At 42.7% G+C, this 26,131-nt stretch carries 22 protein-coding genes; 16 read left to right on the top strand and 6 right to left on the bottom strand.

Annotated features, from left to right (window positions below; translation table 11 throughout):
- Positions 1–9: 9 nt before the first annotated feature.
- The 6 genes from FG24_RS12055 to FG24_RS12950 all read left to right on the top strand — a co-directional run bounded on the left by FG24_RS12055 (position 10) and on the right by FG24_RS12950 (position 8,649).
- A complete protein-coding gene (locus tag FG24_RS12055) occupies positions 10–1,206 on the top strand; it encodes a glycosyltransferase family 4 protein (RefSeq protein ID WP_051901543.1) in 1,197 nt (398 codons plus the stop codon).
- Positions 1,203–2,321 carry a glycosyltransferase family 4 protein gene (locus tag FG24_RS12050; protein ID WP_036303674.1) on the top strand — a complete coding sequence of 373 codons (1,119 nt, stop codon included), beginning with the start codon at positions 1,203–1,205 and terminating at the stop codon, positions 2,319–2,321. The genes FG24_RS12055 and FG24_RS12050 overlap by 4 nt, the downstream gene beginning before the upstream one ends.
- On the top strand, positions 2,318–3,448 hold the full coding sequence (locus FG24_RS12045; RefSeq protein WP_235189774.1) for a glycosyltransferase family 4 protein: 1,131 nt from the start codon (positions 2,318–2,320) through the stop codon (positions 3,446–3,448). Before FG24_RS12050 ends, FG24_RS12045 begins: the two co-directional genes overlap by 4 nt.
- Positions 3,445–3,807, top strand: coding sequence for a VanZ family protein (locus FG24_RS12040; protein WP_051901542.1), 363 nt, complete (start codon positions 3,445–3,447; stop codon positions 3,805–3,807). The genes FG24_RS12045 and FG24_RS12040 overlap by 4 nt, the downstream gene beginning before the upstream one ends.
- Positions 3,808–3,973: 166 nt before the next feature.
- On the top strand, positions 3,974–5,473 hold the full coding sequence (locus tag FG24_RS12035) for a choice-of-anchor I family protein (RefSeq protein ID WP_036303672.1): 1,500 nt from the start codon (positions 3,974–3,976) through the stop codon (positions 5,471–5,473).
- Between the two features lie 557 nt (positions 5,474–6,030).
- Complete coding sequence (locus tag FG24_RS12950) at positions 6,031–8,649, top strand: methyl-accepting chemotaxis protein (protein ID WP_036303670.1); 2,619 nt, start codon at positions 6,031–6,033, stop codon at positions 8,647–8,649.
- Positions 8,650–8,759: 110 nt separating this feature from the next.
- Here the strand turns inward: FG24_RS12950 and FG24_RS12025 are convergent, their stop codons facing one another.
- Positions 8,760–9,071, bottom strand: a complete 312-nt coding sequence (locus tag FG24_RS12025) for an ArsR/SmtB family transcription factor (RefSeq protein ID WP_036303666.1) — start codon at positions 9,069–9,071, stop codon at positions 8,760–8,762.
- A gap of 112 nt (positions 9,072–9,183) precedes the next feature.
- Here FG24_RS12025 and FG24_RS12020 point away from each other — a divergent pair, with 112 nt between their 5' ends.
- Positions 9,184–10,290 carry an NADH:flavin oxidoreductase/NADH oxidase gene (locus FG24_RS12020; RefSeq protein WP_036304368.1) on the top strand — a complete coding sequence of 369 codons (1,107 nt, stop codon included), beginning with the start codon at positions 9,184–9,186 and terminating at the stop codon, positions 10,288–10,290.
- A gap of 169 nt (positions 10,291–10,459) precedes the next feature.
- Here FG24_RS12020 and FG24_RS12015 read toward each other — a convergent pair whose 3' ends face one another.
- Positions 10,460–10,828, bottom strand: a complete 369-nt coding sequence (locus tag FG24_RS12015) for an Mth938-like domain-containing protein (protein WP_036303663.1) — start codon at positions 10,826–10,828, stop codon at positions 10,460–10,462.
- A gap of 121 nt (positions 10,829–10,949) precedes the next feature.
- Between FG24_RS12015 and FG24_RS12010 the strand changes: the two genes are divergently transcribed.
- The 7 genes from FG24_RS12010 to FG24_RS11985 all read left to right on the top strand — a co-directional run bounded on the left by FG24_RS12010 (position 10,950) and on the right by FG24_RS11985 (position 17,019).
- Entirely contained in the window at positions 10,950–12,197 is a 1,248-nt protein-coding gene (locus tag FG24_RS12010; RefSeq protein ID WP_036303661.1) for a pyridoxal phosphate-dependent aminotransferase, read from the top strand.
- A complete protein-coding gene (locus tag FG24_RS12005; protein ID WP_036303659.1) occupies positions 12,194–13,504 on the top strand; it encodes a homoserine dehydrogenase in 1,311 nt (436 codons plus the stop codon). The genes FG24_RS12010 and FG24_RS12005 overlap by 4 nt, the downstream gene beginning before the upstream one ends.
- A 22-nt stretch (positions 13,505–13,526) precedes the next feature.
- Positions 13,527–13,811, top strand: a complete 285-nt coding sequence (locus FG24_RS12000; RefSeq protein WP_036303658.1) for a GIY-YIG nuclease family protein — start codon at positions 13,527–13,529, stop codon at positions 13,809–13,811.
- 125 nt (positions 13,812–13,936) lie between these two features.
- A complete protein-coding gene (thrC, locus tag FG24_RS11995) occupies positions 13,937–15,364 on the top strand; it encodes a threonine synthase (protein ID WP_036303655.1) in 1,428 nt (475 codons plus the stop codon).
- A gap of 60 nt (positions 15,365–15,424) precedes the next feature.
- A complete protein-coding gene (locus FG24_RS12595; RefSeq protein WP_081880985.1) occupies positions 15,425–15,691 on the top strand; it encodes a GIY-YIG nuclease family protein in 267 nt (88 codons plus the stop codon).
- Positions 15,692–15,742: 51 nt separating this feature from the next.
- A complete protein-coding gene (locus tag FG24_RS11990; protein ID WP_036303653.1) occupies positions 15,743–16,537 on the top strand; it encodes a thymidylate synthase in 795 nt (264 codons plus the stop codon).
- Positions 16,537–17,019, top strand: a complete 483-nt coding sequence (locus FG24_RS11985; protein ID WP_036303650.1) for a dihydrofolate reductase — start codon at positions 16,537–16,539, stop codon at positions 17,017–17,019. The genes FG24_RS11990 and FG24_RS11985 overlap by 1 nt, the downstream gene beginning before the upstream one ends.
- 113 nt (positions 17,020–17,132) lie before the next feature.
- Here FG24_RS11985 and FG24_RS11980 read toward each other — a convergent pair whose 3' ends face one another.
- The 3 genes from FG24_RS11980 to zwf all read right to left on the bottom strand — a co-directional run bounded on the left by FG24_RS11980 (position 17,133) and on the right by zwf (position 21,747).
- Positions 17,133–19,373 carry an arginine/lysine/ornithine decarboxylase gene (locus FG24_RS11980; protein ID WP_036303648.1) on the bottom strand — a complete coding sequence of 747 codons (2,241 nt, stop codon included), beginning with the start codon at positions 19,371–19,373 and terminating at the stop codon, positions 17,133–17,135.
- Between the two features lie 135 nt (positions 19,374–19,508).
- Positions 19,509–20,084 (bottom strand): dCTP deaminase, encoded by a 576-nt coding sequence (gene dcd, locus FG24_RS11975; RefSeq protein ID WP_036303647.1) that lies wholly within the window; start codon positions 20,082–20,084, stop codon positions 19,509–19,511.
- Between the two features lie 157 nt (positions 20,085–20,241).
- Complete coding sequence (gene zwf, locus FG24_RS11970; protein ID WP_036303646.1) at positions 20,242–21,747, bottom strand: glucose-6-phosphate dehydrogenase; 1,506 nt, start codon at positions 21,745–21,747, stop codon at positions 20,242–20,244.
- 156 nt (positions 21,748–21,903) lie between these two features.
- Here zwf and pgl point away from each other — a divergent pair, with 156 nt between their 5' ends.
- Complete coding sequence (pgl, locus tag FG24_RS11965) at positions 21,904–22,626, top strand: 6-phosphogluconolactonase (protein ID WP_200876895.1); 723 nt, start codon at positions 21,904–21,906, stop codon at positions 22,624–22,626.
- 105 nt (positions 22,627–22,731) lie between these two features.
- On the opposite strand, the gene apbC is transcribed toward pgl, so the two are convergent.
- On the bottom strand, positions 22,732–23,820 hold the full coding sequence (apbC, locus tag FG24_RS11960; RefSeq protein WP_036303645.1) for an iron-sulfur cluster carrier protein ApbC: 1,089 nt from the start codon (positions 23,818–23,820) through the stop codon (positions 22,732–22,734).
- Between the two features lie 236 nt (positions 23,821–24,056).
- On the opposite strand from apbC, the gene metG reads away from it, so the two are divergent.
- Positions 24,057–26,129, top strand: a complete 2,073-nt coding sequence (gene metG / locus FG24_RS11955) for a methionine--tRNA ligase (RefSeq protein WP_036303644.1) — start codon at positions 24,057–24,059, stop codon at positions 26,127–26,129.
- Positions 26,130–26,131 lie beyond the last annotated feature (2 nt).

Raw genomic sequence — 26,131 nt, 5'->3', positions numbered from 1 at the left:
GCATAACAAATGATATCTAGTTCTCTTGTGATAGTAGTACCTGAGTTGCTTCCAGTTCCACCTGTACAGGGAGGAGCAGTAGAACATTGGGTGGATGAGGCTAGTCGCCGTATGTTAGCTACAGGTCGTAAGTTGACTGTTGTTTCTCGGCCAGCAGGAACTACAGGACATGATGCTATTGAATATATCGGCATTCCTTGGACGCGAATGGAGCGACTTTTTAGTCGAATCAAAGATTGTGTCACTTGGAAAAACCCGTTACGTTATCTAGCTAAAATACAGAATGTCTATTCCTATGGGCAACGTGTGGCAAAAGTAGTACGAGATTTTGATATCGTTTATTTGCATAATGAGCCCAATATTCTTCTGTTTCTGCGTAAGCGCACTGGTCAGAAGGTTGTGCTGCATATGCATAACGATCATCTATCCATGCGTCTGTTTCGTCCACTATACCGTCGGGCGTTAACAAAAGTAGACCGTGTAATTTGTGTCAGCGATTATATTCGCCGTCAGGCGGTTTCACATTTTCCTGAATATGCTGATAAATTTTCAGTTGTATTTAATGCGACTGACCCCGATATATTCAAGCCATATGGGGATGAGGCTGAATATCAGCTTAAAGACGTCATTCGGCTAGAGCAGGGAAAGAGGTATTTGCTTTATGTAGGACGATTGAGTCCTGTTAAGGGCGTGCATGTCTTGATTGAAGCTTTTAGTGAAATTCATCGAAGAATGCCAGATGTTCGCTTGATTATCACAGGCTCTTCATTCTTTGGTGGAGCCGCTAAAACAGCTTATGAACAGCAGTTGGTTGATTTGGCTGAGTCTGTGAATGGTGCAATTATTTTCACGGGCTATTTGCCGCACGAAAAATTGAAATATTTGTACTCTATAGTAGATATTATTGTCCTGCCGTCTGTATGGCAAGATCCGTGCCCTTTGGTGGTACTTGAGGCTATGTCATCTGGTACATCTTTGGTTAGTACAGCGGTTGGTGGCGTGCCTGAAGTAATGGTGAGTGGTCAAACTGGTGTTCTAGTCGAGCCAGCTAATCCAGAGTTACTTGCAACAGCTGTATGCATGACCTTAGGTGATACAACCATGCTAAAAGAAATGGAATCAAATGCTCGCCAGAAAATTATTTCTGGGTACACATGGGAGCGCTTAGTCTGCGAACTTGAAAACTTATTTGGCTCACTGAAATGATTGCTATTGTCTATCCTCAGTTCTATGGTGTCGGTGGAATTGCACGTTATTTAGATTCCTTTCTTTCTAACTTGCCGCCAGACCACCCTCAGGTATATCTGATTACCGGCGATGAAAATCGTGTCGCACGCAGTTACTCTGGTGTAGAGATTATTCATATTCCGTTCACATCCAGTCGCTTTAATCTTTTTACGTGGGGCTTGCAGGTACGAAATTTGTTAACGAGTATGTATGCAGACGGAAAAATTCAGTGGATTAACTTGCACTTTCCACCACTGATTCCAGGGCTTTTTCTACCACTGCATATACCTGTTGTACTCACCGCGCATACTACCTATCTTGGGATGTCTGGTCGGTTCTATGAAACTCAGCATTTCGAAAGTCAATGGAGCAAAACTTCTCTGGCAATCAAATCATGGATGGAGCGCCGTATTTTTGGTTTGGCCAGTAAAGTGATTACGCTCACAGAGCAAAGTCGGCAGGAAGTGCTGTCTTATGGGTTCAAAGGCCCTATAACAGTGATACCTAATGGTGCTGATGTAAAGCGGTTTACGCCAGATGCTAATGTTAAAAAAGATATTGATGTTTTATTTTGTGGGCGAATTGAATTTCGTAAGGGCAGTCGACCAATGGTGGAGGTTTGCCGTCAGTTGATTGCAAAAAAGCCTGATATTAGGATTGTTATCGTGGGATACGGTGATGATGATGTTTGGGTGAATGATGCTTTGACAGCTCACAGTGAGAATGTCTTGTTAACGGGAAAGGTGCCATTCTCTGAAACAATTGACTTTTATAACCGTAGCCGTATTTATGTTTCAACCTCATACTATGAGGGATTGCCAGGTACATGCCTAGAAGCAATGGCAATGGAGTTACCAGCCGTGGTATGGGATTTTCTTTTTTACCGTGGATTGGTCGTCGAAGGTAGTACTGGCTATTTAGCTGCGCCTAATGATTTTTCTGCGATGACAGATAAAGTTCTCAGTTTGTTAGTGCATCCTGATATTGCAACAGAAATGGGTAAAAAAGGGCGAATTTTACTTGAGTCTGAATATAGTTGGTCAAAATTAGCTCGTGATGTGTTGGATGTTTTCTCAAAGGAAGACAACCCATGACACGTCCGATTCGCGTCATGATGTTGGGTTTGCGTGGTTTTCCAAACGTACAAGGAGGGGTTGAGACCCATGCTGAACATTTATGTCCAAGACTAGCTAAGTTAGGTTGTGATGTGACGGTTTTAGTTCGTTCACCATATCAGCCTGCTGAAGTTTCCCCTATGTGGAATGGTGTGAGGTTCATACCACTTTGGGCACCTAAGTCTAAAGGGTTGGAGGCAATTTTACACAGCTTTTTAGGCGTGCTGTATGCTGCAATCAAGCGACCAGATATTTTGCATATTCAAGCTATTGGGCCCGCTATCCTTACTCTACTTGCAAGATTATTAGGACTGACCGTTGTTGTGACTCATCATGGCCCTGATTATGATAGGCAAAAATGGGGACATTTTGCGCGTACTGTTTTGCGGTTGGGTGAGCGGTGGGGGATGCGTTTATCAAATGGTCGTATTGTAATTTCAAAAGTAATCGCAGATTTGGTATATGCCAAACATGGTGTGAAATCTACGCTTATTCCCAATGGCGTTGTAATACCTGAAATACCCACGACGATGGACGCTTTGCATGAGCATGGCCTGATTCATAATAGATATATTTTATTAGTGAGTAGGCTGGTTGAAGAGAAGCGGCATCTTGATTTGATTGAGGCTTTTTCTCGTGCAGAGATAGCAGGTTGGAAGTTAGTGTTAGTAGGCGCATCAGACCACAATGATGCCTATGCTGGTAAAGTTTACGCCGCAGCTCAGCAAACGCATGATGTTGTATTAGCTGGTTTTCAGAAAGGTTTGCCGCTTCATCAGCTTTATGCGCATGCAGGATTATTTGTGTTGCCATCTTCACATGAGGGCTTGCCAATCGCAATGCTGGAGGCTTTGAGCTTCGGCTTGCCAGTGATTGCCAGTGATATTCCTGCAAATTTAGAAGTTGGTTTACCCGATGAGTGTTATTTTAGACTTGGAAATGTTAATGAGTTGGCAAAAATGATGAGAAAGGTTGTGCAAAAAACGCGTGATGACCACTCACGAGAGGCTCGACGTGAGTTTGTTGCTAGCAAGTATGACTGGAATAAGATTGCTGGTGAAACAGTTTCAGTTTACAGAAACTCAATGAAAAAGAATTCAGTATGATTGCACGTAATCATTATATTAAAGGATGGTTACCTGTCATTGCCTTTTTTTGCATGCTGGCTGCTTTGTTTATTGGCGGTGCTCAAAATGGTGCTGGCTCTTTATTTCCAAACCCTTGGGATAAGCTGGCACATGTTGTGTTCTTTTTTATGCTCACTTTGTTTTTTTCGAGTGGATTCAATTTTAGCACGTTTGTAACTGCAGTTTTGGCTTTGCTGATAGGTGTGCTGGATGAGCTTCATCAGGTTTGGTTGCCAGGTAGGTTTGCAGGTTTAGATGACTGGTTAGCTGATGTTGTTGGGGTTGGGCTAGCAATTTTCGTGATTTACTTTAAAAGACGTATTCAAAGAAGTAGATAAAGTACACAACAAAATAGTCTATTCGGACTATATGCAGTTATGTTTGAATATTCAGGATGTAACGGCGCTACATTAGGATAATACTTAGTTTTATATAGCGATGACTGAACTTAATTACTGAACTCAATTGAAGTTTAGTCACTACTTTAACTTTAAGGATTTCTCAATGAAAAACACCATGATAGCCGCGTTAGTTTCGGCACTTTTTTTACCAGCTATTGCTTCTGCCGATACCACATTTGCCGGCCTAACAAAACAATGGACATATAACCATGCTTTAACTGGCGCCGCTGGGCAGATGTCTGAAATTTCAGCTTATGACAGTGTCACTAATTCATTGTGGGTAGCAGGTGTTGCTGGCGTTGATGTACTCAACGCGACTAATGGTAGTTTAATTCAACATATTGATACAACGTCATTTGGCAGTATTAATAGTGTTGCTATTCATAACGGTATTGCTGCTTTTGCAATCGAATCCAATACGCGCACTAATGCAGGTACAATTAAATTTTTCGATACAACGACTAGAGCGCTTAGCGCTGGTGTTAACTCTGTGACTGTTGGTGCACTGCCTGACATGATTACTTTTACTAAAGATGGTAGCAAGTTATTGGTTGCAAATGAGGCTACGCCTACGGTATATGGCAACCAAGCAGCTGACCCAGCAGGTAGTGTTAGCATTGTTAATATGAGCACACGTACTGTAGAAGCGACAGCTGGTTTTGCTGGGGTTGCTCAAACTGGTAGTTATATTCGCACCAATACAGGGATGGATTTTGAGCCAGAGTATATTGCAGTAAATGCAGCGGGCACTAAAGCGTATGTTTCATTACAAGAAGCAAATGCAATGGGTGTGCTTGATCTTAATACCAACACTTTTTCTAGTGTCATTGGTCTTGGCGCTAAAGATTTCAGTTTGGCAGGTAATTATATTGACCCTAATGACCGTGATTATATTTCAGGTACATCAGGCCCGACCAAAACTGTGCTTCGTGCTAGCTCCGTAGTGGGCTTATATCAGCCCGATGGCATGGCAGCATATGAGGCAAATGGTCAAACATTCATTGTCATGGCTAACGAAGGTGATACACGTGAAGATGATGGTGATAAAGCCCGCGCCTCAACTTTGAGTGGAACAGCTAACGATATTAAGCGTTTAAATGTTTCTACTACTGATTCTGTATCTGGAAGTCTGGTAACTTTTGGTGCTCGATCATTCTCAATTAGAGATGAGGCGGGCAATATCGTTTTTGACAGTGGTAGTCAATTAGATGCTAAAGCAATTGAATTGGGTATTTATGATGACACTCGAAGTGATGATAAAGGTGTAGAGCCTGAAGGTGTCGAATTAATGGTGATAGGTGATCGCACCTATGCATTTATTGGTCTTGAGCGTACAACTAAGTCAGCAATTGGCATTTTTGATATTACTGATCCAGCAAACGCAAGCTTTATCGATATGATCGTATCTGATGGCGATATTGCACCAGAAGGTTTGGAAGGCTTCACAATGGATGGTATGCATTACCTTGCCGTAGCAAATGAAGTATCAAATACAACTACAGTCTATAGTTTGGCTGCTGTTCCTGAACCTGAAACTTATGCCATGTTATTGGCAGGTCTAGGTTTGTTAGGATTTACAGCACGCCGTCGCAAGTCACTGTAAATTTTTAAAAACATGATTGAATCATTAAAGGGTGGTTTTCTTTGATGATTCAATCAATATTTACACAGAGTCAGCACAAATTTAATAACCAGTAATCAACCTAATCAAGTCCATTCCTAATGGTCTTATAGGCAGATTTTACTCTGCCTGCATTTTCAGAACTCTTCATTCTTTAGCTTCATGGTTTTTATCCAGCTTAGCTATTTTTACTAGCCACTTTTTAACTATCTACCTTGAGTAATTGTGCTGTCGAATAAGTGATGAAGCCATTGTTGCAGAATATAGTGACGGCCTAATCGCTGATGTTCTGATATGTCTAAAATTCTATCTTTGACTGAAATATATATTAAATATTAAATTTTTATGACAATCGACATATTTCACCAATAACATTTTTATTTGACTGATAATCAGCTATTGTTGCTACTCACGTAAGCAAAATATTTGTCCTTGGGCGAATTGTGCAAATAAATAATATGATTCTTCGTCATGTCAAATTATTGTTGATGTAAATTACAGTTCTAAATAAATTCTATAAGTCATGTAAAGGTTGCCTAATGTTTTCAATTTTTATGAATTTAAGTGTTCGATCTAGATTGGGATTTAGTTATGCAGTCATTATTGGCTTAACAATCCTAATATCAATACTCTCGTATCAAGGGTTAAAAAATGTGGAATCTACATGGTCTGACTTTGAGTCTGTCACTTTACAAAAACGAAACTACATTGAAAACGCATCAACGGGTCTTAGTAACGGTATTCAATATTTTAAAAACTTTATACTCCGTGGGGATGATTATGAGCAAAAGTTTAATCAAAACATGGATGCAATTATTGAGTCTGTTGATCAATACAAAGCCGTTGGTAGCTTAACAAAAGACGAGATAAGTCTTCTGGATAATATTTATGCAGGTGTTGCAAACTATAAGCGCTCGATGAGTGAGGCAGTGCAGCTTAAAAATAACGATGTATCAATTGCTGAAATTGATGCATCTATTAAAGGTGCTGATAAGCCACTAAACCAAGCCCTTAAAGAGTTATTAAAGCTTAATAGTGAGAGTACAAAGGCATCGTCATTAGCGCTTTCTGATATTGTTAAAAGTACTATATTTGAAATTGAAATCTTCGTATTAATTGCAATTGTTATAGGAATCGCAACAGCATTATTAATTACCTATTCAATTACAGAGCCTTTAAGTCAGGCCTTAAAAATCTCACAGAATATTGCAAAAGGCAATTTAGATTCAAAAGTTAATAACTTTTACAATGATGAAACGGGAAAGTTGCTTAAAGAAATGCAACATATGGGTGGTGTAATTCAGACAATTGTTAGCGAGCTTAACCAAATGTCTAAAAAGCATGATGAGGGGGATATTGACCATGCTCTTAAGTCAGAACAGTTTGAAGGAGCATTTAGTACACTTGTGATTGGGATTAACTCGATGGTTGGTGGTCATATTGACATGAATAAGAAGGCATTATCAGTCGTCAATGAGTTTGGTAAAGGTAACTTTAATGCACCACTTGAAGTTTTTCCAGGTAAAAAAGTATTTATCAATCACACCATTGAGGAAGTGAGAGCAAATTTAAAAAGCTTAATTTCAGATGTAAATTTATTGTCAGAAGCTGCTCTTGCTGGGAATTTAAATATACGTGCTGACAATAGTAAACATCAAGGGGATTTTCGTAAAATTGTAGAAGGATTTAACGCAACTTTAGATGCTGTAGTAGGCCCTATAGGGATAGCTGCTGATTACATTAAAAGCTTTGCTGACGGTAATATCCCTGAGCCTATTACTGAGAACTTTAACGGTGATTTTAATATATTAAAACAAAATATAAATGCTTGTGCGCAGGCATTGAAATCTCTTATTACAGATACTCAAATGCTTGCTGATGCAGCTTCTGATGGCAAACTGTCAGTGAGAGCGGATACTTCCAAACATTGGGGTGACTATAAGAAAATTGTTCAGGGTGTGAATAACACATTAGACTCTGTGATTAGTCCGTTAAACGCGGCTGCTCAGTGTATGGACAGCATTGCAAGTGGCAATATTCCGAACCCCATTAATGAGGCGTACAAAGGTGATTTTATTAAGATACAAAATAACCTTAACACGTGTATTCATGCAATTAATCTTTTAATTCAGGACACTGGTAAATTAGCTGAGTCAGCAAAAGATGGAAATATTTATGTGCGTGCAGATGTCAATATGCATCAAGGTGATTTCAGAAAAATTGTCGAAGGTGTCAATAATACTTTAGCACTCATTACTGAGCCTATTATTACCATTAAACAAGCTGCTGAGTCTATTAATAATGCTGCTCAAGAGATTGCCTCAGGCAACAATGCACTGTCGCAGCGCACCGAAGAGCAAGCATCTTCGCTTGAAGAAACTGCATCAAGCATGGAGGAGCTGGCTTCAACAGTTAAACAAAATGCAAGCAATGCAATCCAAGCTAATCAGCTCGCCTTAGCTGCATCAAATGTTGCAGTTAAGGGTGGGGACGTTGTATCGGAAGTCATCAGCAGTATGAGTGCGATTAATAATAGCGCTAAAAAAATTGAAGATATTATTTCAGTGATTAATGGTATTGCATTCCAAACAAATATTCTTGCCTTAAATGCAGCTGTTGAGGCTGCAAGAGCTGGAGAACAAGGCCGTGGATTTGCCGTAGTAGCCGGTGAAGTTCGCAACTTAGCTCAACGCTCTGCAAGTGCTGCTAAAGAAATTAAAGAGCTAATTGTGGACTCTGTAACAAAAACTGCCGAAGGAACAAGGCAAGTTGAAGTGGCCGCTAATACAATGGAAGAGATTGTTGAGTCAGTGAAACGTGTCTCGGTTATTATTAGTGAAATTAGTTCCGCATCCCAGGAGCAAAGCTTAGGGATAGATCAGGTCAATACAGCTATTACAACGATGGATGAGACTACCCAGCAAAATGCCGCTTTAGTGGAAGAGGCTGCTGCTACTGCCGAGTCATTAATGGAACAGGCGCACCAAATGGTTGAAGCTGTTAATGGCTTTAAAACCTCTGCTACTGAGTTCAATCAAGTTAAGTTAAACAATACTCCTAAAATTAAATCTAAACAAAGTAGTTTAATTAAGCTCGTAAGTGTTGATTCGGCAATCAAAACTAAAAGTACTAATGCAGAAGAGTGGGAAGAGTTTTAATCTTTAAATTGCGATTTGTAAAGAAGTGGCAGGCGCCATTGTCGCTACTTTACAAATCAGTAACCAAGCAAAGCTGTTTGAGTGCAGTTAGCCTAGCCGTAGGCTGAAATTCAATCTTTTGTTACTACCCTTAAAACAGCGTTCAACACTCCTGGGTATTTTTGTTCAATTTCCTCAAGCCTCAAAGAGTTCATGTGTTCTGTACCTTCTATTAAGGTTTGAACAAGACCTGCACCTCGAAGAATTTTGAAATGATGCGACATACTTGATTTTGGACGATTCAAGTTAATTTCCCCACAGGTCAGTTTTCTACCAGCCTTTGCAAGCAGGGCAATAATTTCCAAGCGAGTAGGGTCGGCAAGCGCGTACATGATGTCTGTTAGTTCGACTTGCTCTATGGTGGGGTGTTTAATTTGTCGCATGCGTTAAATTTAACACATTCACGCTTAAAATTCTATTGTTCTATATTATTCGAACAATGATACAATGCTATTTGTTGCTTCAGTAAATCATTTAGATAAACAAAGGATCACCATGGCAGATTTATTTTCTCCGTATCAATTAAAAGGCGTTAAATTAAAGAACAGGATTGCAATTCCTCCGATGTGCCAATACATGGCTGTCGATGGCTTAGCTAATGACTGGCATAAAGTGCATTATGCTAGCTTGGCGCGTGGCGGTAGCGGGCTGGTGATTGTAGAAGCCACTGCAGTATCGCCAGAAGGTCGTATTACGCCACATTGCTTAGGGCTGTGGAATGATGATCAAGCTGTTCAGTTGCGTGAAGTAGCCGCAGCAATCAAAGCATCAGGTGCTGTTCCGGGTATTCAGATTGCGCATGCTGGACGTAAAGCAAGTGCCAATATCCCATGGGAAGGTGATGACCACATCCCCGCAGAAAATAATGATGCATGGCAACCGATTGCACCATCTGCAATCGCATTCGGTGGTGATCTTCCCCGAGTGCCAACAGAAATGACAGTGACAGAAATCAAGCGTGTGCAGAATGATTTTGTTGCAGCTGCTCAACGTGCGCTTGACGCAGGTTTTGAGTGGATAGAGTTGCACATGGCTCATGGATATCTAGGGCAAAGTTTCTTCTCACCGCATTCAAATGCCAGAACAGACGAGTATGGTGGTAGCTACGAGAATAGAGCGCGATTCAGCCGTGAGGTGTTATCGGCAGTTAGGAAGGTTTGGCCAGATAACTTGCCATTAACGGCTAGATTTGGCGTTTTAGAATACGATGGCAACGATGAAGAGACATTGAACGAATCTATTCAATTGGTGAAAGAGTGGAAGCAACTTGGGCTGGATATGTTAAGTGTCAGTGTTGGGTTCACTATTCCACAAACCAATATCCCTTGGGGACCGGCATTTCTTGCACCTATTGCTCAACGTGTTCGCAATGAAGCTAATATAGCGGTTTCGTCCGCATGGGGCTTTGGAGCACCTAGGCTTGCCGATCAAGCGATACTCAATGAAGAGTTGGATTTAGCGATGATAGGTCGCGCTCATTTAGAGAATCCAAATTGGTCATATCAAGCAGCAAAAGAGTTAGGCAAAGAAAGTCCTGCTTGGACATTGCCTCCACCCTATGCGCATTGGTTATCCAGATATAAAAGTCCGACAGCGGACTAAATAGTATTTAATTTAGGTAGAAGGGGGATTTACTTACCCCTTCGAACTTACGCTTTGTGAACTACATCTGGATTGATCGGCATGATTGAATTGAAAGGGCAAGACCTTCAATACTCTCGGAATTTGAGAATAAACGCTTAATTAAAAGCGGTCGCAGAGCTAGATTTAACTAAAGTATCAGTGCAGCAGCAACTAATCTGCCTTCACTCATTAATATATTATAGGTACGGCAGGCGGCGGCGGTTGTCATACATTCAATCGCAATGCCACTTTCAGTAAGTATTTGGTGGTTTTTAGGATGTAAAAACAAATGTGTTTTACCTGTGCCTAGTAGCACAACTTCTGGTTTTAATTTGATTATCTGTTGGAAATGATCATTATTCAATGTGTGCACATTTTCTGCATTCCAATCAAGAATAATGGTCTCTGGCATAACAATCAGGTTTTGTGAGTATCGCTGTTTGTTAATTTCAATATAGCTTTCGCTATACGCAGTAATTAGGTTGTGATTTTCAGCGGTGGTTAAATGTAGTTTCATTGCCTATTTTGCCTTTAATCTCTGAGGCTTAATTCTCTTAGCTTCATTGAATCAAAGCCTCATTCTAATGTAAACTAATGCCTTTCACTAATAAGCTTTTTTAAGCACGAATTCACGCATTATGCAGCCTTTACATAAATCTAATAAACTTAACAATGTCTGTTACGACATTCGTGGCCCTGTGCTACAGCGCGCACGCGAGATGGAGGAAGACGGTCATCACATCATCAAGCTTAATATTGGCAACCCTGCCTCATTCGGGTTTGAAGTGCCTGAAGAGATTCAGCAGGATGTGATTCGCAATATGGCGAAAGCGGGTGGCTATACAGATAGTAAAGGTCTATTCGAACCGCGCAAATCAATCATGCATTACACGCAAAGTAAGCATATCAAAGGCGTGACTGTAGACGATATCTTTATCGGCAACGGTGTGTCTGAGCTGATTGTGATGTCTATGCAAGGCTTGTTGAATAATGGTGACCAGATTTTGGTACCAATGCCGGATTATCCGTTATGGACTGCTGCGGTAACCTTGGCAGGCGGTACTGCACGTCACTATCTCTGTGATGAAGAAACCGGCTGGATGCCAAATCTTAAAGATATTGAGTCGAAAATCACAGCCAATACGCGCGGTATTGTGGTAATTAACCCTAACAATCCGACAGGTGCACTTTACCCACGTGAGATTTTAGAAGGTATTGTAGAAATTGCACGCCATCATGGTTTAGTGATTTTTGCAGATGAAATTTACGATAAAGTTTTATACGATGGTAACGAGCATACTTCGATAGCCTCGCTAGCAGATGACGTCTTGTTTGTCACGTTTAATGGCTTATCAAAGAACTACCGCACTTGCGGTTATCGTGCAGGATGGATGATTTTAAGTGGTGAGAAGAAACATGCGAAGGACTACATTGAAGGCCTGAATATGCTGGCTTCAATGCGTTTATGTGCCAACGTGCCGGGTCAATTAGCCATTCAAACCGCATTAGGTGGATATCAGAGTATTGAAGACTTAGTAGCGCCAGAGGGTCGCTTGTGTAAACAACGTGATATTGCTTATGAGCTGCTTACTGCAATCCCGGGTGTGACCTGTACTAAGCCACAGGCTGCGATGTATCTATTTCCAAGGTTAGACCCAAAAGTCTACCCAATTGAAGACGACCAAAAGTTCATCCTAGATTTATTGTTAGAAGAAAAAGTGCTATTAGTCCAAGGCACAGGATTTAATTGGAAAACGCCAGATCATTTCCGCGTGGTGTTTTTACCAAATGTGGATGATTTAACTGAGGCGATTAAACGTATTGCTAGGTTCTTAGAAAATTATAGAAAAAAGCATGAATCAAAATTAGATGGAGCAAAAGCTTGAAACAGTTAAATGTTGGGATATTGGGCTTAGGTACAGTAGGCGGTGGTACTTATACAGTTTTAAAACGAAATGCATCTGAAATTACACGCCGTACCGGTGTGGCAATTAATGTAGTGCAAGTGGCAGATCGAAATTTAGCGAATGCTAAAGCGCTGGCTGCTGATGCGGATGTGACCGATGATGCATTTGCTGTGGTAAACAACCCAGCGGTAGATGTAGTGGTCGAGTTAATTGGCGGCTATACTTTAAGCCGTGAACTAGTGTTAAAAGCGATTGCCAACAAAAAACATGTAGTAACAGCGAATAAAGCGCTGATTGCTTTGCACGGTAACGAGATTTTTGCAGCAGCAAAAGCAAACAACGTGATTGTGGCGTTTGAAGCGGCGGTGGCTGGCGGCATCCCTATTATTAAAGCTTTACGTGAAGGTCTTGGCGCTAACCGCATTGAATGGGTCGCCGGTATTATCAATGGCACGACTAATTTTATTCTGACGGAAATGCGCGAAAAAGGCCTGAATTTTGCTGATGTATTAGGCGAAGCACAGCGCTTAGGTTATGCCGAAGCTGACCCGACTTTTGACGTAGAAGGCATCGATGCTGCGCACAAGTTGACCATTATGTCTGCTATCGCTTTTGGTATGCCGATGAAGTTTGAGCAAGCTTACACTGAAGGGATTACCAAACTAGAGCAGGTCGATATCAAGTACGCTGAAGAACTAGGCTACCGTGTGAAGTTGCTTGGCATTACTAAGCGCAACGATAATGGTGTTGAGCTACGCGTACACCCGACTTTAATCCCTGAGAAGCGTTTGGTGGCTAACGTGAATGGCGCCATGAACGCGGTAGTAGTGAAGGGTGATGCCGTTGGCCCAACACTTTATTACGGTGCGGGTGCGGGTGCAGAGCCTACAGCAAGTGCTGTGGTGGCTGATTTGATGGATGTTGCACGTTTAATCGATGCAACCAGCGCGCAGCGTGTACCTTACCTAGCGTTCCAGCCAGAGCAAGTGCAAGACTTGGCAATTTTACCAATTGACGAAGTACAAAGTGCCTATTACCTACGTTTGCGTGCGAGCGATAAACCAGGTGTATTGGCTGATGTGACTAAAATCTTAGGTGATCGCAGCATCTCAATCGATGCAATGTTACAAAAAGAGCCGGACGAGAACGAAACGGAAGCGGATATCGTGATATTGACGCATATCACCATTGAGAAAAACATCAATGCCGCGATTGCCGCTATCGAAGCGCTTGAGGCGATTACCGGCAAAGTAGTGCGCATTCGTATGGAAGAACTTGCAAAATAATCACAACGAGGTTGCATAGTCTGTGCAGCCTTGTGTTTATATTTTGGCGAGTAAGAGGAATGGCACTTTGTACGTAGGTGTCACCTCTGATTTACCTAAGCGAATATGGCAGCATAAAAATGATTTGGTAGAAGGATTTACCAAAAGGTACACAGTTCACGATTTATTGTGGTACGAGCTGGCAGATGATATTGCATCTGTGATTTTGCGAGAAAAGCAGATTAAAGAGTGGAAGCTTCAATGGAAGTTAGAGTTGATTGAGAAGTTCAACCCGTACTGGAATGATTTGTACCCAAGTATTATTTAATTAGAGCCTGTCATTCCGTGCTTGACACGGAATCTAGTGGCTTAAAGCTGTTAAGTTAGAGATAGTTAATAAGACCCTAGATACCGACTTCCGTCGGTATGACGTAAGAATGTTTGAGAGATTTTATGAAATATATCAGTACGCGCGGGCAATCGCCTGCTTTAAGTTTTAGCCAAATTTTATTAGGCGGTTTAGCGCCAGATGGCGGTTTGTATCTGCCAGAAACCTACCCGCAATTCACTGATGCTGATTTAACCGCGATGCGCGGTATGTCATATGCTGATTTGGCGTTTGCCATCTTGTCACGCTTTGTCGATGATATTCCTGCCGCTGATTTAAAAGCGATTATCGATAAAACTTACCGTGCTGACGTGTATGCATTTACCCGTGCTGGTCAAAATGCTGCGGATATTACGCCAACATTAAAGCTGGAACAAAACCTATATTTGCTCAGCCTTTCTAATGGCCCTACATTAGCGTTTAAAGATATGGCCATGCAGTTACTGGGTAACTTATTTGAATATGTGCTGACGAAAGAAGGCAAAACCACCAATATTCTAGGCGCAACCTCTGGTGATACTGGCTCAGCAGCTGAATATGCGATGCGCGGTAAAAAAGGCATTCGTGTGTTTATGCTATCACCGCATAAGAAAATGAGCCGCTTCCAAACTGCGCAGATGTTTAGCCTGCAAGATGACAATATCTACAATATTGCAGTGAACGGCGTATTTGATGACTGTCAGGATATGGTGAAAGCTGTATCTAACGACGCAGTATTTAAGTCAGAATATAAAATTGGCGCAGTAAACTCTATCAACTGGGGCCGTATCGTAGCGCAAGTGGTTTACTACTTTAAAGGCTACTTTGCCGTGACGCAAAATAACAGCCAAAAGGTTAGCTTCTCAGTACCGTCAGGCAACTTTGGTAACGTATGTGCCGGTCATATTGCGCGCATGATGGGCTTGCCAGTTGATAAGCTGGTGGTTGCAACCAATGAGAACGATGTATTAGACGAGTTCTTTAAAACTGGCGTATACAGCCCACGCGGTTCAGCTAATACCTACCACACCTCTAGCCCATCTATGGATATCAGCAAGGCCTCTAACTTCGAACGCTTTGTGTTTGATTTGGTAGGGCGTGATAGCGATAAAACACGCGCCCTGTGGAGCAAGGTTGATAGCGGTGACAGCTTTGATTTGAACGCGGACGGCTATTTCGCAAAAATCGCTGATTACGGTTTTGTATCTGGTAGCAGTAATCATGTACATCGTATGCAAACAATACGCGACACTAAAGCTAAATATGACGTGGTAATTGATACGCACACGGCAGACGGCTTAAAAGTTGCATTAGAGCATTTAGATACAAACACACCAATGGTGGTGTTGGAGACTGCATTGCCGGCCAAGTTTGAAGACGCTATCGTTGAATCCTTAGGTCACGCTCCTGAGCGTCCTGCAGCATTAAATGGTATCGAAGCATTACCGCAGAAGTTTACCGTGATGGATGCTAGTGCTGCTGCTATTAAAGAGTTTATTGTTAAAAACGTTTAACCTCGTCATTCTGGCACAGGCCAGAATCTAGGCAAGGTAAATATGTAGCCGTATGTTTATATTTTAGCTAGCGGAAGAAATGGCACGCTTTATATTGGAGTTACCTCCGATTTAATCGGCCGAGTTTGGCAACATAAAAATAATGTCGTAGATGGTTTTACTAAAAAGTATGCGGTGCATCACCTTGTTTGGGTTGAGCCGCATGCAACTATGGAATCTGCCATTACTAGAGAAAAGGCACTTAAGTCCTGGCACAGGCAATGGAAAATCCGCATTATTGAGCAGATAAATCCTGAGTGGCGCGATTTGTATCATGAACTTACTTGACTGGATTCTGGCCTACGCCAGAATGACAGAGACCAGAGTGATGGGAGAAAGATGAAACAATACATAGACTTAGTGCAACACGTGCTTGAGCATGGTAATAAAAAAGAAGACCGTACCGGCACCGGTACGGTTTCTGTATTTGGCTACCAAATGCGCTTTAATTTGGCAGAGGGTTTTCCCTTACTTACTACCAAAAAAGTACATTTAAAATCTATCATTCATGAGCTGCTATGGTTCTTGCAAGGCAGCACCAATATTGCATATTTAAAAGAAAATGGCGTACGCATCTGGGATGAGTGGGCCGATGAAAATGGCAACCTAGGCCCTGTATATGGTTACCAATGGCGTAACTGGCCTAAGCCAGACGGTACGCATATAGACCAGATTACACAGGTGGTGAATGCGATTAAAAACAACCCGGATTCGCGTCGTTTAATCGTATCAGCTTGGAACGTAGCGGATGTTGATCAAATGAAACTGCCTCCTTGTCATGCATTCTTTCAGTTTTATGTTGCAGATGGAAAACTCTCATGCCAACTGTATCAGCGCAGTGCCGATATATTCCTTGGTGTACCCTTCAACATTGCCTCCTATGCCTTGCTTACCATGATGGTAGCGCAGGTATGTAATCTAAGATTAGGTGACTTTGTGCATACATTAGGTGATGCACACATCTATTCGAATCATTTTGAGCAAATGCACGAACAGCTAAAGCGTGATCCGCGTCCATTGCCAACGATGCGCATCAACTCTGAAGTAAAAGATATCTTTGGTTTTAAATTTGAAGACTTTACTTTAGAAGGCTATGACCCACACCCAGCAATTAAAGGGCAGGTGGCTGTTTAATGACGCAGTTATCAATTATTGTTGCAGTTGCGCATGATGGTGTCATCGGCGTCAATAACACCCTGCCTTGGCATCTGCCTGAGGATTTAAAGCGTTTTAGAGCCTTAACCATGGGGCATCATATCATTATGGGTCGCAAGACCTACGATTCGCTCGGGCGACTGCTGCCGGGCCGCACCACGGTTATTGTGACGCGTAATGAAAGCTACAAGGTTGAGGGTGCTCTGGTTGCTAACTCACTAGAAGCCGCCATCGCCTTATGTGAAAACGATGATGAAGTATTCTTAATCGGCGGTGCCGAGTTGTATCAAGCCGGCCTCCAACTCGCGCATAAGCTGTATATCACCGAAATTGAGCTTGACGTAGCAGGCGATGCGTTTTTCCCCAAATTAGCCTCTACCGAATGGCAAGAAACTGAACGCGAAGCACATACCTCTGAAAAAGGTTTGAACTTCAGCTACGTTACTTACATGCGGAAGTAATTTGGCATCCGTAAGTAATTATTTCTAAGTAACTGATGCGCATAGCAATGCGCATCAGTAAGTCACATAGCTGAAAGTAACAGCTTCAATTCCGTCAATCTAATTATTAGTAATTACTGTTCTACACAATCCACGTAGTAAATTGCTTTACCGTCAACCACTTGTTTCACTAAGCCATGTACGTCCGTTTCAAAGCCTGGGAAGCGTTCGTTAAATTCGCGTGCGAACTTGAGGTAGCTCACAATAATTTTGTTGAACTGCTCACCTGGAATCAATAACGGAATGCCTGGTGGGTAAGGGGTTAGCAATACAGCAGTAATGCGACCTTCAAGTTCATCAATTGCCACACGGTCAATCTTACGATGTGCCATTTTTGCGAACGCATCAGTTGGCTTCATTGCCGGCACCATGTCTGACAGATACATTTCAGTGGTGAGGCGTGCTACATCGTTAGCTTTGTATACACCATGAATTTGTGCACATAGGTCGCGCAAGCCCATGCGTTCATAACGTGGATGTTTTTGTACAAATTCAGGTAACACTTTCCACAGCGGCTGGTTCTTGTCGTAATCGTCTTTAAACTGTTGTAGTGCGGCTACCATAGTGTTCCAGCGGCCTTTGGTAATGCCTATGGTGAACATGATAAAGAATGAATACAAGCCGGTTTTTTCAACAATCACACCGTGTTCAGCAAGGTACTTGGTAACGATTGCAGCTGGAATCCCGAACTCATCGGAGAAGTCACCGTGAATATCCAAGCCTGGGGTAATGATGGTGGCTTTGATTGGGTCTAGCATGTTAAAGCCTTCTGCCAGGTTACCAAAACCGTGCCAGCCTTCGTTGGCTTTTAGCATCCATGCGTCACGCTCTTCAATGCCTTCTTCTGACAGATCGTTTGGACCCCAAACCTTGAACCACCAGTCAGTGCCCCATTCTTCATCCACTTTACGCATGGCGCGGCGGAAATCTAGGGCTTCCATGATAGATTCTTCTACCAAGGCTGTGCCGCCTGGTGCTTCCATCATAGCAGCAGCAACGTCAATACTCGCTACGATAGAGTACTGTGGGCTGGTAGAGGTGTGCATGAGGTAGGCTTCGTTAAATACGTCGCGATCCAGCTGGTTATTTTCCGCATCTTGCACCAGAATCTGCGAGGCTTGTGATAAGCCTGCTAGCAGTTTGTGGGTTGATTGCGTTGAAAACACCATAGACTCTTTACAACGCGGGCGATCTGCGCCAATGGCGTGGTAGTCACCATAGAAGTCATGGAACGTAGCGTGCGGCAGCCAAGCTTCGTCAAAGTGCAGGGTATCAATCTTGCCATCCAGCATTTCTTTGATTTCTTCTACGTTGTATAACACACCGTCATAGGTGGATTGCGTGATAGTGAGTACACGCGGCTTCACAGTTTTATCGGTTGCAAACGGGTTGCGGTCAATTTTCTTTTGTATGTTTTCCCAAGAGAATTCACTTTTTGGAATTGGGCCGATAATGCCGAAATGGTTACGTGTAGGCATCAGGAATACCGGGATTGCGCCTGTCATAATAATAGAGTGCAATACTGATTTATGGCAGTTGCGGTCTACCACCACCACATCACCTGGCGCTACGGTAGAGTTCCACACCATTTTGTTGGAGGTTGAAGTACCGTTAGTCACAAAGTACAAGTGGTCGCAATTGTAAATACGCGCGGCATTACGCTCAGAAGCCGCTACCGGGCCGGTATGGTCAAGCAGTTGACCAAGTTCATCTACCGCGTTACATACGTCAGCACGTAGCATGTTTTCACCAAAGAACTGATGAAACATTTGTCCAACAGGAGATTTTAGAAACGCTACACCTCCAGAATGACCAGGACAGTGCCATGAGTAAGAGCCATCCGCCGCATAATGCGTCAACGCTTTGAAAAATGGTGGCGGCAGGCTGTCCAGATAAGCTTTGGCTTCGCGGATAATTAAGCGCGCTACAAACTCTGGTGTATCTTCATTCATATGAATGAAGCCATGTAATTCGCGCAGTACATCGTTAGGAATGTGGCGTGAGGTGCGGGTTTCACCATGTAAGAAAATAGGGATTTCTTCGTTGCGGTGGCGAATTTCCGTTACAAATTTGCGTAGTTGCTCAATCGCTTCAGGTTTTTCTTCGATAAACTCTTCATCATCAATCGATAGAATGAAGGCTGAGGCACGACTTTGCTGCTGTGCAAAGGAGGTAAGGTCGCCGTAGCTAGTGACGCCAAGCACTTCTGTGCCTTCTTCTTCAATCGCTTTAGCTAGTACGCGGATACCTAAGCCTGATGAGTTCTCTGATCGGAAGTCTTCGTCGATGATAATGACAGGGAAACGAAATTTCATTCAAATGCCTTTAAATTATATGGTGAGGGCGACTCCGCATATGGCGCTGCCGCTTACTCTTAATACGCTTAGCTTAGCTGTTTTTCGTCAGCTTTTGGCCCGTTATATAAACTTGATGCCCCAAGGCACCAAGTATTAGATTTTTGGTAAAGTCACGCCAACTTGACCTTGATACTTGCCACCACGGTCTTTGTAGCTGGTTTCGCAAATGTCATCTGCGTCTGCTTCAAAGAACAGCACTTGCGCACAACCTTCATTTGCATAAATTTTAGCTGGTAACGGCGTGGTGTTACTGAACTCTAGTGTGACATAGCCTTCCCACTCTGGTTCAAATGGCGTCACATTCACGATAATGCCGCAGCGTGCGTAAGTTGATTTACCTAAACACACGGTGAGCACATTACGTGGAATACGGAAGTATTCCACTGTGCGTGCCAGTGCAAATGAGTTTGGCGGAATAATGCAGTAGTCTGCGTTTACTTCAACAAATGAATTTGGATCAAAGTTCTTTGGATCCACAATCGTGCTGTTGAGGTTAGTAAATAACTTAAATTCTTTTGAGCAGCGAATGTCGTAGCCATAGCTCGAGGTGCCATAAGACACCATACGCTCGCCCGCCGCATTCATTTTGACTTGATTAGGCTCAAATGGCTCGATCATGCCGTGTTGTTCTGCCATGCGGCGAATCCATTTGTCTGATTTAATGCTCATAATTGTTTAAATTGGTAGAGGTTTAAAGTGAATCGAATTATAAGGCCTAACCGCTGAATTACAATGAAAAATTGTAGGTTTTGGATTGAAAAAAAGCCTCACACTTATTGAGTAAGATATGAGGCTTCTTAAAACGCTTTTGTCAGCGAAAAACAGCTTAGCGCTTGTCGCCACCTAGCTCGATGCTGTAACGCCAGAATTGATCTTCAGACTCGAAAATCACGCTAGATTCTTGTGGGTCACGGCTACCGGCTGGGTACTGATGTACTGGTGATTTATCAGCCATCCAAGCTTTTACCACTGGGTCTACCAAACGCCATTGCGCTTCTACTTCACTGATGTGCAGGTAAAGTGATGGGTCGCCTTCCATCAAGTTGAGCATTAAAGATTCGTAAGAATCGATAGTCTCATCACCTTGTTGGCGTTGTGGTGCATCAATGCTTAATGTACGTGTTGCAACGTCCAGGCCTGGAATCTTAGATTCGATTTCCATTTTGATGCATTCGCGAGGCTGAATATTAAGCGTTAACCAGTTTTGGTGTTGGCCTTCTACCAATTGCATCGGTGCTTTTTTGAAGCGGATAGAAATAGCTGTGTTGCCTTCGTGCATGCGTTTAGCAGTACGCACGTAGAATGGCACGCCTTTCCAGCGTGGATTATCAATGAACAGTTTTAATGCTGCATAAGTTTCTGTCACGCTTTCTGTTACGCCGTCACGTGCTAACTCTTCCAAGTAGCCTGTTACGTTCTCGCCATGACCATCACCAGCTTGCACGCGGCCAGCTTTGTATTGTGCACGGAAAGCATGCTTGTTCAGCTCGTTTACTGGAATCGGGCGAATAGACTCTAGTAGCTTGATTTTTTCAGCACGAATACTCTCTGGGCTGATGTCCGCTGGTTTTTCCATCGCAACCAGTGCCAAGGTCTGTAGCAAGTGGCTTTGTACCATGTCGCGCAGGGCGCCAGTTGCATCGTAAAATGTGGTGCGGTCGCCAACGCCTAGTGTTTCGTTGTTGGTGATTTGTACGTGGTCAATGTGTTCATTGTTCCACAATGGCTCAAACATTGCGTTAGCAAAGCGCGTCAGCATCACATTTTGCAATGCAGATTTACCTAAGTAATGGTCAATACGGTAGATTTGGCTCTCTTTTAGGTATTTGGTCAGCTCAGCTTGTAGTGCTTGCGCGCTTGGCAAGTCTGTACCAAATGGTTTCTCAATTAACACACGGCGCCAGTATTTGCTTTCATCAACTAAGCCAACTTCTGCCAGTTGTGCAACAATCGGTGCAAAGTCAGTAGGGCGTACTGATAAGAAATAAGCCAAGTTTTGTGGGAATACTGACTCATCAGACAGTTTTGCTTGCAATTTATTCATCGCATCTGGATCTGTTGGTGGATTTGAATGATAGTGGTTACGTGCGATAAAACGCTCGAACACTTTTTGATCGTAACCGTTTTTGAACTTGGCATCCAACATACCTTTAACATCGGCTTGCCAGTCTTCGCGGCTTACTTCACCGCGGCCAACTGAAAGAATCACCATGTGTTCCGGTAGGCGACCAGCTGCATCTAGGCGAAACAAACCAGGCATTAGTTTGATGCGAGATAGGTTACCGCTCGCGCCAAACAGCACCAAGGTACAAGGATCTATTTTTTTTGCCATTATTTCAAACTTTCTTAAATAGGTTTTTGTAAATACTGCGGCTATTTTACATTCGTTAGATTGATTCATAATTTCGCAACTTTATGAATCACTCAGGTTAAAATAGCGCCTTTAAATGAATTAACGTAATTATACCGAAAAAGGCAGCACTGTTTTATGCAAACCACACAAACACTTGAAGTTAAATCTCTTACTTTGGCTAATAATCAGCATACACGTTGGTACCGGTTTAATTCGCAAGATGAAATCAATCAGGCGACATTAAAACGTATTCTGCAGGCTGCAGATGAGGCGATTCAAAAACACGGTAGCTTTTTAATTGTGCTAGCTGGTGGTAGTACGCCAAAAAGCGTGTATCAATTACTTGCTAAAGAAAATGCAGACTGGGCGAATTGGCATGTTTACCATAATGATGACCGTTGCTTGCCTGTAGACCACGTAGACCGTAATAGCAAAATGGCGCGTGATGCATGGTTGAACCATGTCGCGATTCCGCAAAATCAGATTCATGATATCCCTGCCGAGTTGGGTAATATTGAAGGCGCGAAAGCTTATGCACAAACCTTGGCTGGTGTACGCACGTTTGACTTGGTAATTTTAGGCTTGGGCGAAGATGGACACACCGCTAGCTTGTTCCCAAACCAAGCAGTTGATAATAGTGCAGATGCAGTGCCTGTGTTTAACTCGCCAAAACCACCTGCTGAGCGCGTGACCATTAGCCAAAATCGTCTTGATAATACAAATGGCGTGATTTTCTTGGTGACTGGTGCTGGTAAGCAAGATGCAGTGAATAACTGGTTGAATGGCGTTGCGATCCCGGCAACTCTGATTGCACCGGCTTGTGGTGTAGATGTATACAGCTTTGGTGTTGAGTTTTAATTCAATCTATCTACACATACAGCTAAAAAACTAAAGGGTAGCGCACGCTACCCTTTAAGATTTAAAACACTTCAAGTATTCGCTTAAAGTTTGTTGAAATTAACGTTATGTATTTTGGATCACAATGTTAGGGAATTTTCCGCTGTGATCTAAACTTGCATTGGCAATCTTAATTGCTGCTTTACGTGCAATTTCTTTGTAGATATTGGCTACTTTAGAATCCGGATTTGCAATCACCGTTGGCTTGCCGCTATCAGCTTGCATACGGATATCAATATCCAGTGGTAATGCGCCCAATAAATCTACGTTGTAGTCTTTTGCCATCAACTCACCACCACCAGCACCGAAGATATGTTCTTCGTGGCCACAGTTAGAGCAGATGTGCGTGCTCATGTTTTCAACAATGCCTAAAATAGGGATGCTGACTTTCTCAAACATTTTGAGACCTTTACGTGCGTCCAGCAACGCAATGTCTTGCGGTGTGGTGACGATGATCGCACCAGTGACCGGAATTTTTTGTGACAATGTCAGTTGAATGTCGCCAGTGCCAGGCGGTAGGTCAATCACTAGGTAGTCTAGATCGCGCCATTTTGTATCGCGCAGTAGTTGTTCTAATGCACCAGTCACCATCGGGCCACGCCATACCATTGGCGTGTCGGTGTCGATTAAAAAGCCAATAGACATTGCCTGTATGCCATGTGCTTCCATTGGCTCCATGCTTTTGCCATCATGGCTTTCTGGTCGGCCGCTAATGCCTAGCATTTGTGGTTGGCTTGGGCCGTAGATATCTGCATCTAGCAAACCAACGCTTGCGCCTTCCGCTGCTAGTGCTAACGCCAAGTTAACAGATGTAGTTGATTTACCCACGCCGCCTTTACCTGAAGCTACCGCAATAATGTTTTTAACATTCGGTAGCAAGCTCACGCCTTGTTGCGCTTTGTGTGCGACGATTTTGCTGCTGACATTAACCGCAACTCTGCCGATGCCTTCAATGCCTAACAGGGCTTGTGCTACGTGGTTTTGTATGTCTGCTAGAACAGATTTAGCAGGGTAGCCTAGTACGATATCTAAGCTTACATCATTGCCATCTACCTTGATGTTTCTTGCTGATTTACTGCTCACAAAGTCTTTGCCCATGTTTGGGTCTATACATAGCTTTAATGTGCTTTGAATGAGTAGTTCTGAAATTGCCATGTCGTAAATTCCTGATTTATTATTGGGTAGCGCTACAAGTTTATAACTTGAGTAATTTAATGGGTTATTTTAACTGATTGTGTGCAGCCTTGTATGTTTTACATCAAACTTTTGCATAAACTACACACCATTATTGGTTAATTTCGTATGCATACTTAAAAACAGTAATCATTGCTGTGTGAACGATGCCGCATTTGTTAGAATGTGGTTTTTAGCTCAATAGATTCATTTATCTCATGGCAACAGCAAATAATCCTCGTAAAATTCTTGTTACTTCAGCACTACCGTACGCGAACGGCAGTATTCATTTAGGCCACTTAGTGGAATACATCCAAACAGATATTTGGGTGCGCTTTCATAAAATGCAAGGTCATCATGTGCATTATGTGTGTGCAGATGACACGCACGGTACACCTATCATGTTGCGTGCTGAAAAAGAAGGCATTACACCTGAAACATTGATTGCCAATGTACACAAAGAGCATTCAGCAGATTTCTCAGAATTCTTGGTACAGTTTGATAACTATTACTCTACGAATGCGCCTGAGAACAAAGAGCTTTCACAAAGTATTTACAAAAAACTAAAAGCCGCGGGAAAAATTTCCACCAAAACTATTGAACAGTTTTATGACCCAGTCAAAAATATGTTCTTGCCAGACCGCTTTATTAAAGGCGAGTGTCCTAAGTGCCACGCTAAAGACCAATACGGCGATAGCTGTGAGGTGTGTGGTGCAACGTATAACCCGACAGAGTTGATTAATGCCTACTCTGCTGTTTCTGGCGCCGTACCAGTGCGCAAAGAGACCGAGCATTATTTCTTTAAATTATCTGAATGTGAGCAGTTTTTAAAAGATTGGACGCGCTCTGGCACCCTGCAAGGTGAAGCTGCTAACAAGATGGGCGAGTGGTTTGAAAATGGTCTCAACGATTGGGATATTTCACGTGATGCGCCTTATTTTGGTTTTGAAATTCCTGATGCGCCAGGTAAGTATTTTTATGTATGGCTGGATGCACCAATCGGCTATATGGCTAGCTTTAAGAAGTTGTGCGCAGACCAAGGGTTGGATTTTGACGAGTATTGGAAGAAAGATAGCCAAACGGAGCTTTATCATTTTATTGGTAAGGATATTTTGTATTTCCACGCCTTATTCTGGCCAGCCACTTTAGAGTACTCCGAACATCGCAAGCCTACCCAAATTTTTGCACATGGTTTCCTAACCGTGAACGGCGAGAAAATGAGTAAGTCACGCGGTACGTTTATTACTGCGCGCAGCTATTTAGACCATATCAAGAACCCAGAATATTTACGCTATTACTATGCGGCTAAATTAAACAGCACGATGGAAGATATCGACCTGAATTTGGAAGATTTCGTGGCGCGTGTGAATAGTGATTTGGTGGGTAAGTACATCAATATCGCAAGCAGAACCGCTGGTTTTATTAATAAGCGTTTTGCAGGGCAATTAAATCCATCTGCTAATAACCCTGTAGTAGCTGAAATTAAAGTCTCTGCCAACGTCATCGCTGATAGTTATACTGCGCGTGAGTACGGTAAAGCATTGCGTGAAATCATGCGTTTGGCTGATGTTGCCAATGGCTTTGTGGCTGAAAAAGCGCCTTGGGTGATGGCAAAGCAAGAAGGCCAAGATGCAGCTTTACAAGAAGTGTGTTCCGATGCATTGGAAATGTTCCGTTTATTAACCCTGTATTTGAAACCAGTGTTACCAAAACTGGCTGGCGAGATTGAGCAGTTCTTAAATATTGCACCGTTGAGCTGGGATGCTGTTGCTAGCTCCTTGTCACCGCAACATCGTATTAACGCTTATGAGCATTTGATTACCCGTGTTGAAGGTAAGCAGATTGAAGCAATGACAGAGGCGAATAAAGATAATCTACAAGCGACACCAACACCAGTGCCACACTCTCAACAGCGCCATGCAGAGCATCAGCAAGCAGCTAGTGCAGAAGCCACAGAAGCTGAATATATCAGCATTGATGATTTTACTAAGGTAGATTTGCGCATAGCTAAAATCGTGAATGCTGAACATGTAGAAGGTGCTGAAAAACTGCTTAAACTTAGTCTCGATATTGGTGAGGATAAGCCACGCCAAGTGTTTGCAGGTATTAAGTCTGCGTATGATCCTGCTAGTTTAGTTGGTCGTTTGACGGTGATGGTGGCCAATCTGGCGCCACGTAAAATGAAGTTTGGCATGAGTGAGGGTATGGTGCTAGCCGCTAGTGATGAGCGTGGTGGCCCATATATATTAAGCCCAGACAGCGGCGCGCAAGCTGGCATGCGTGTTAAGTAAAT

Origin of the sequence: Methylotenera sp. L2L1 (assembly GCF_000744605.1) — a bacterium.
Taxonomy (GTDB): domain Bacteria; phylum Pseudomonadota; class Gammaproteobacteria; order Burkholderiales; family Methylophilaceae; genus Methylotenera.
The sequence above is the reverse complement of the archived record's forward strand: the minus strand, read 5'-3'. Positions and strand labels throughout refer to the sequence as shown.

Bases quoted from the DNA above. Each gene is read 5' to 3' on its own strand.
- FG24_RS12055 (WP_051901543.1), top strand. From the start codon at position 10: ATGATATCTAGTTCTCTTGTGATAGTAGTACCTGAGTTGCTTCCAGTT.
- FG24_RS12050 (WP_036303674.1), top strand. From the start codon at position 1,203: ATGATTGCTATTGTCTATCCTCAGTTCTATGGTGTCGGTGGAATTGCA.
- FG24_RS12045 (WP_235189774.1), top strand. From the start codon at position 2,318: ATGACACGTCCGATTCGCGTCATGATGTTGGGTTTGCGTGGTTTTCCA.
- FG24_RS12040 (WP_051901542.1), top strand. From the start codon at position 3,445: ATGATTGCACGTAATCATTATATTAAAGGATGGTTACCTGTCATTGCC.
- FG24_RS12035 (WP_036303672.1), top strand. From the start codon at position 3,974: ATGAAAAACACCATGATAGCCGCGTTAGTTTCGGCACTTTTTTTACCA.
- FG24_RS12950 (WP_036303670.1), top strand. From the start codon at position 6,031: ATGTTTTCAATTTTTATGAATTTAAGTGTTCGATCTAGATTGGGATTT.
- FG24_RS12025 (WP_036303666.1), bottom strand. From the start codon at position 9,071: ATGCGACAAATTAAACACCCCACCATAGAGCAAGTCGAACTAACAGAC.
- FG24_RS12020 (WP_036304368.1), top strand. From the start codon at position 9,184: ATGGCAGATTTATTTTCTCCGTATCAATTAAAAGGCGTTAAATTAAAG.
- FG24_RS12015 (WP_036303663.1), bottom strand. From the start codon at position 10,828: ATGAAACTACATTTAACCACCGCTGAAAATCACAACCTAATTACTGCG.
- FG24_RS12010 (WP_036303661.1), top strand. From the start codon at position 10,950: ATGCAGCCTTTACATAAATCTAATAAACTTAACAATGTCTGTTACGAC.
- thrC (WP_036303655.1), top strand. From the start codon at position 13,937: ATGAAATATATCAGTACGCGCGGGCAATCGCCTGCTTTAAGTTTTAGC.
- FG24_RS11990 (WP_036303653.1), top strand. From the start codon at position 15,743: ATGAAACAATACATAGACTTAGTGCAACACGTGCTTGAGCATGGTAAT.
- FG24_RS11985 (WP_036303650.1), top strand. From the start codon at position 16,537: ATGACGCAGTTATCAATTATTGTTGCAGTTGCGCATGATGGTGTCATC.
- FG24_RS11980 (WP_036303648.1), bottom strand. From the start codon at position 19,373: ATGAAATTTCGTTTCCCTGTCATTATCATCGACGAAGACTTCCGATCA.
- dcd (WP_036303647.1), bottom strand. From the start codon at position 20,084: ATGAGCATTAAATCAGACAAATGGATTCGCCGCATGGCAGAACAACAC.
- zwf (WP_036303646.1), bottom strand. From the start codon at position 21,747: ATGGCAAAAAAAATAGATCCTTGTACCTTGGTGCTGTTTGGCGCGAGC.
- pgl (WP_200876895.1), top strand. From the start codon at position 21,904: ATGCAAACCACACAAACACTTGAAGTTAAATCTCTTACTTTGGCTAAT.
- apbC (WP_036303645.1), bottom strand. From the start codon at position 23,820: ATGGCAATTTCAGAACTACTCATTCAAAGCACATTAAAGCTATGTATA.
- metG (WP_036303644.1), top strand. From the start codon at position 24,057: ATGGCAACAGCAAATAATCCTCGTAAAATTCTTGTTACTTCAGCACTA.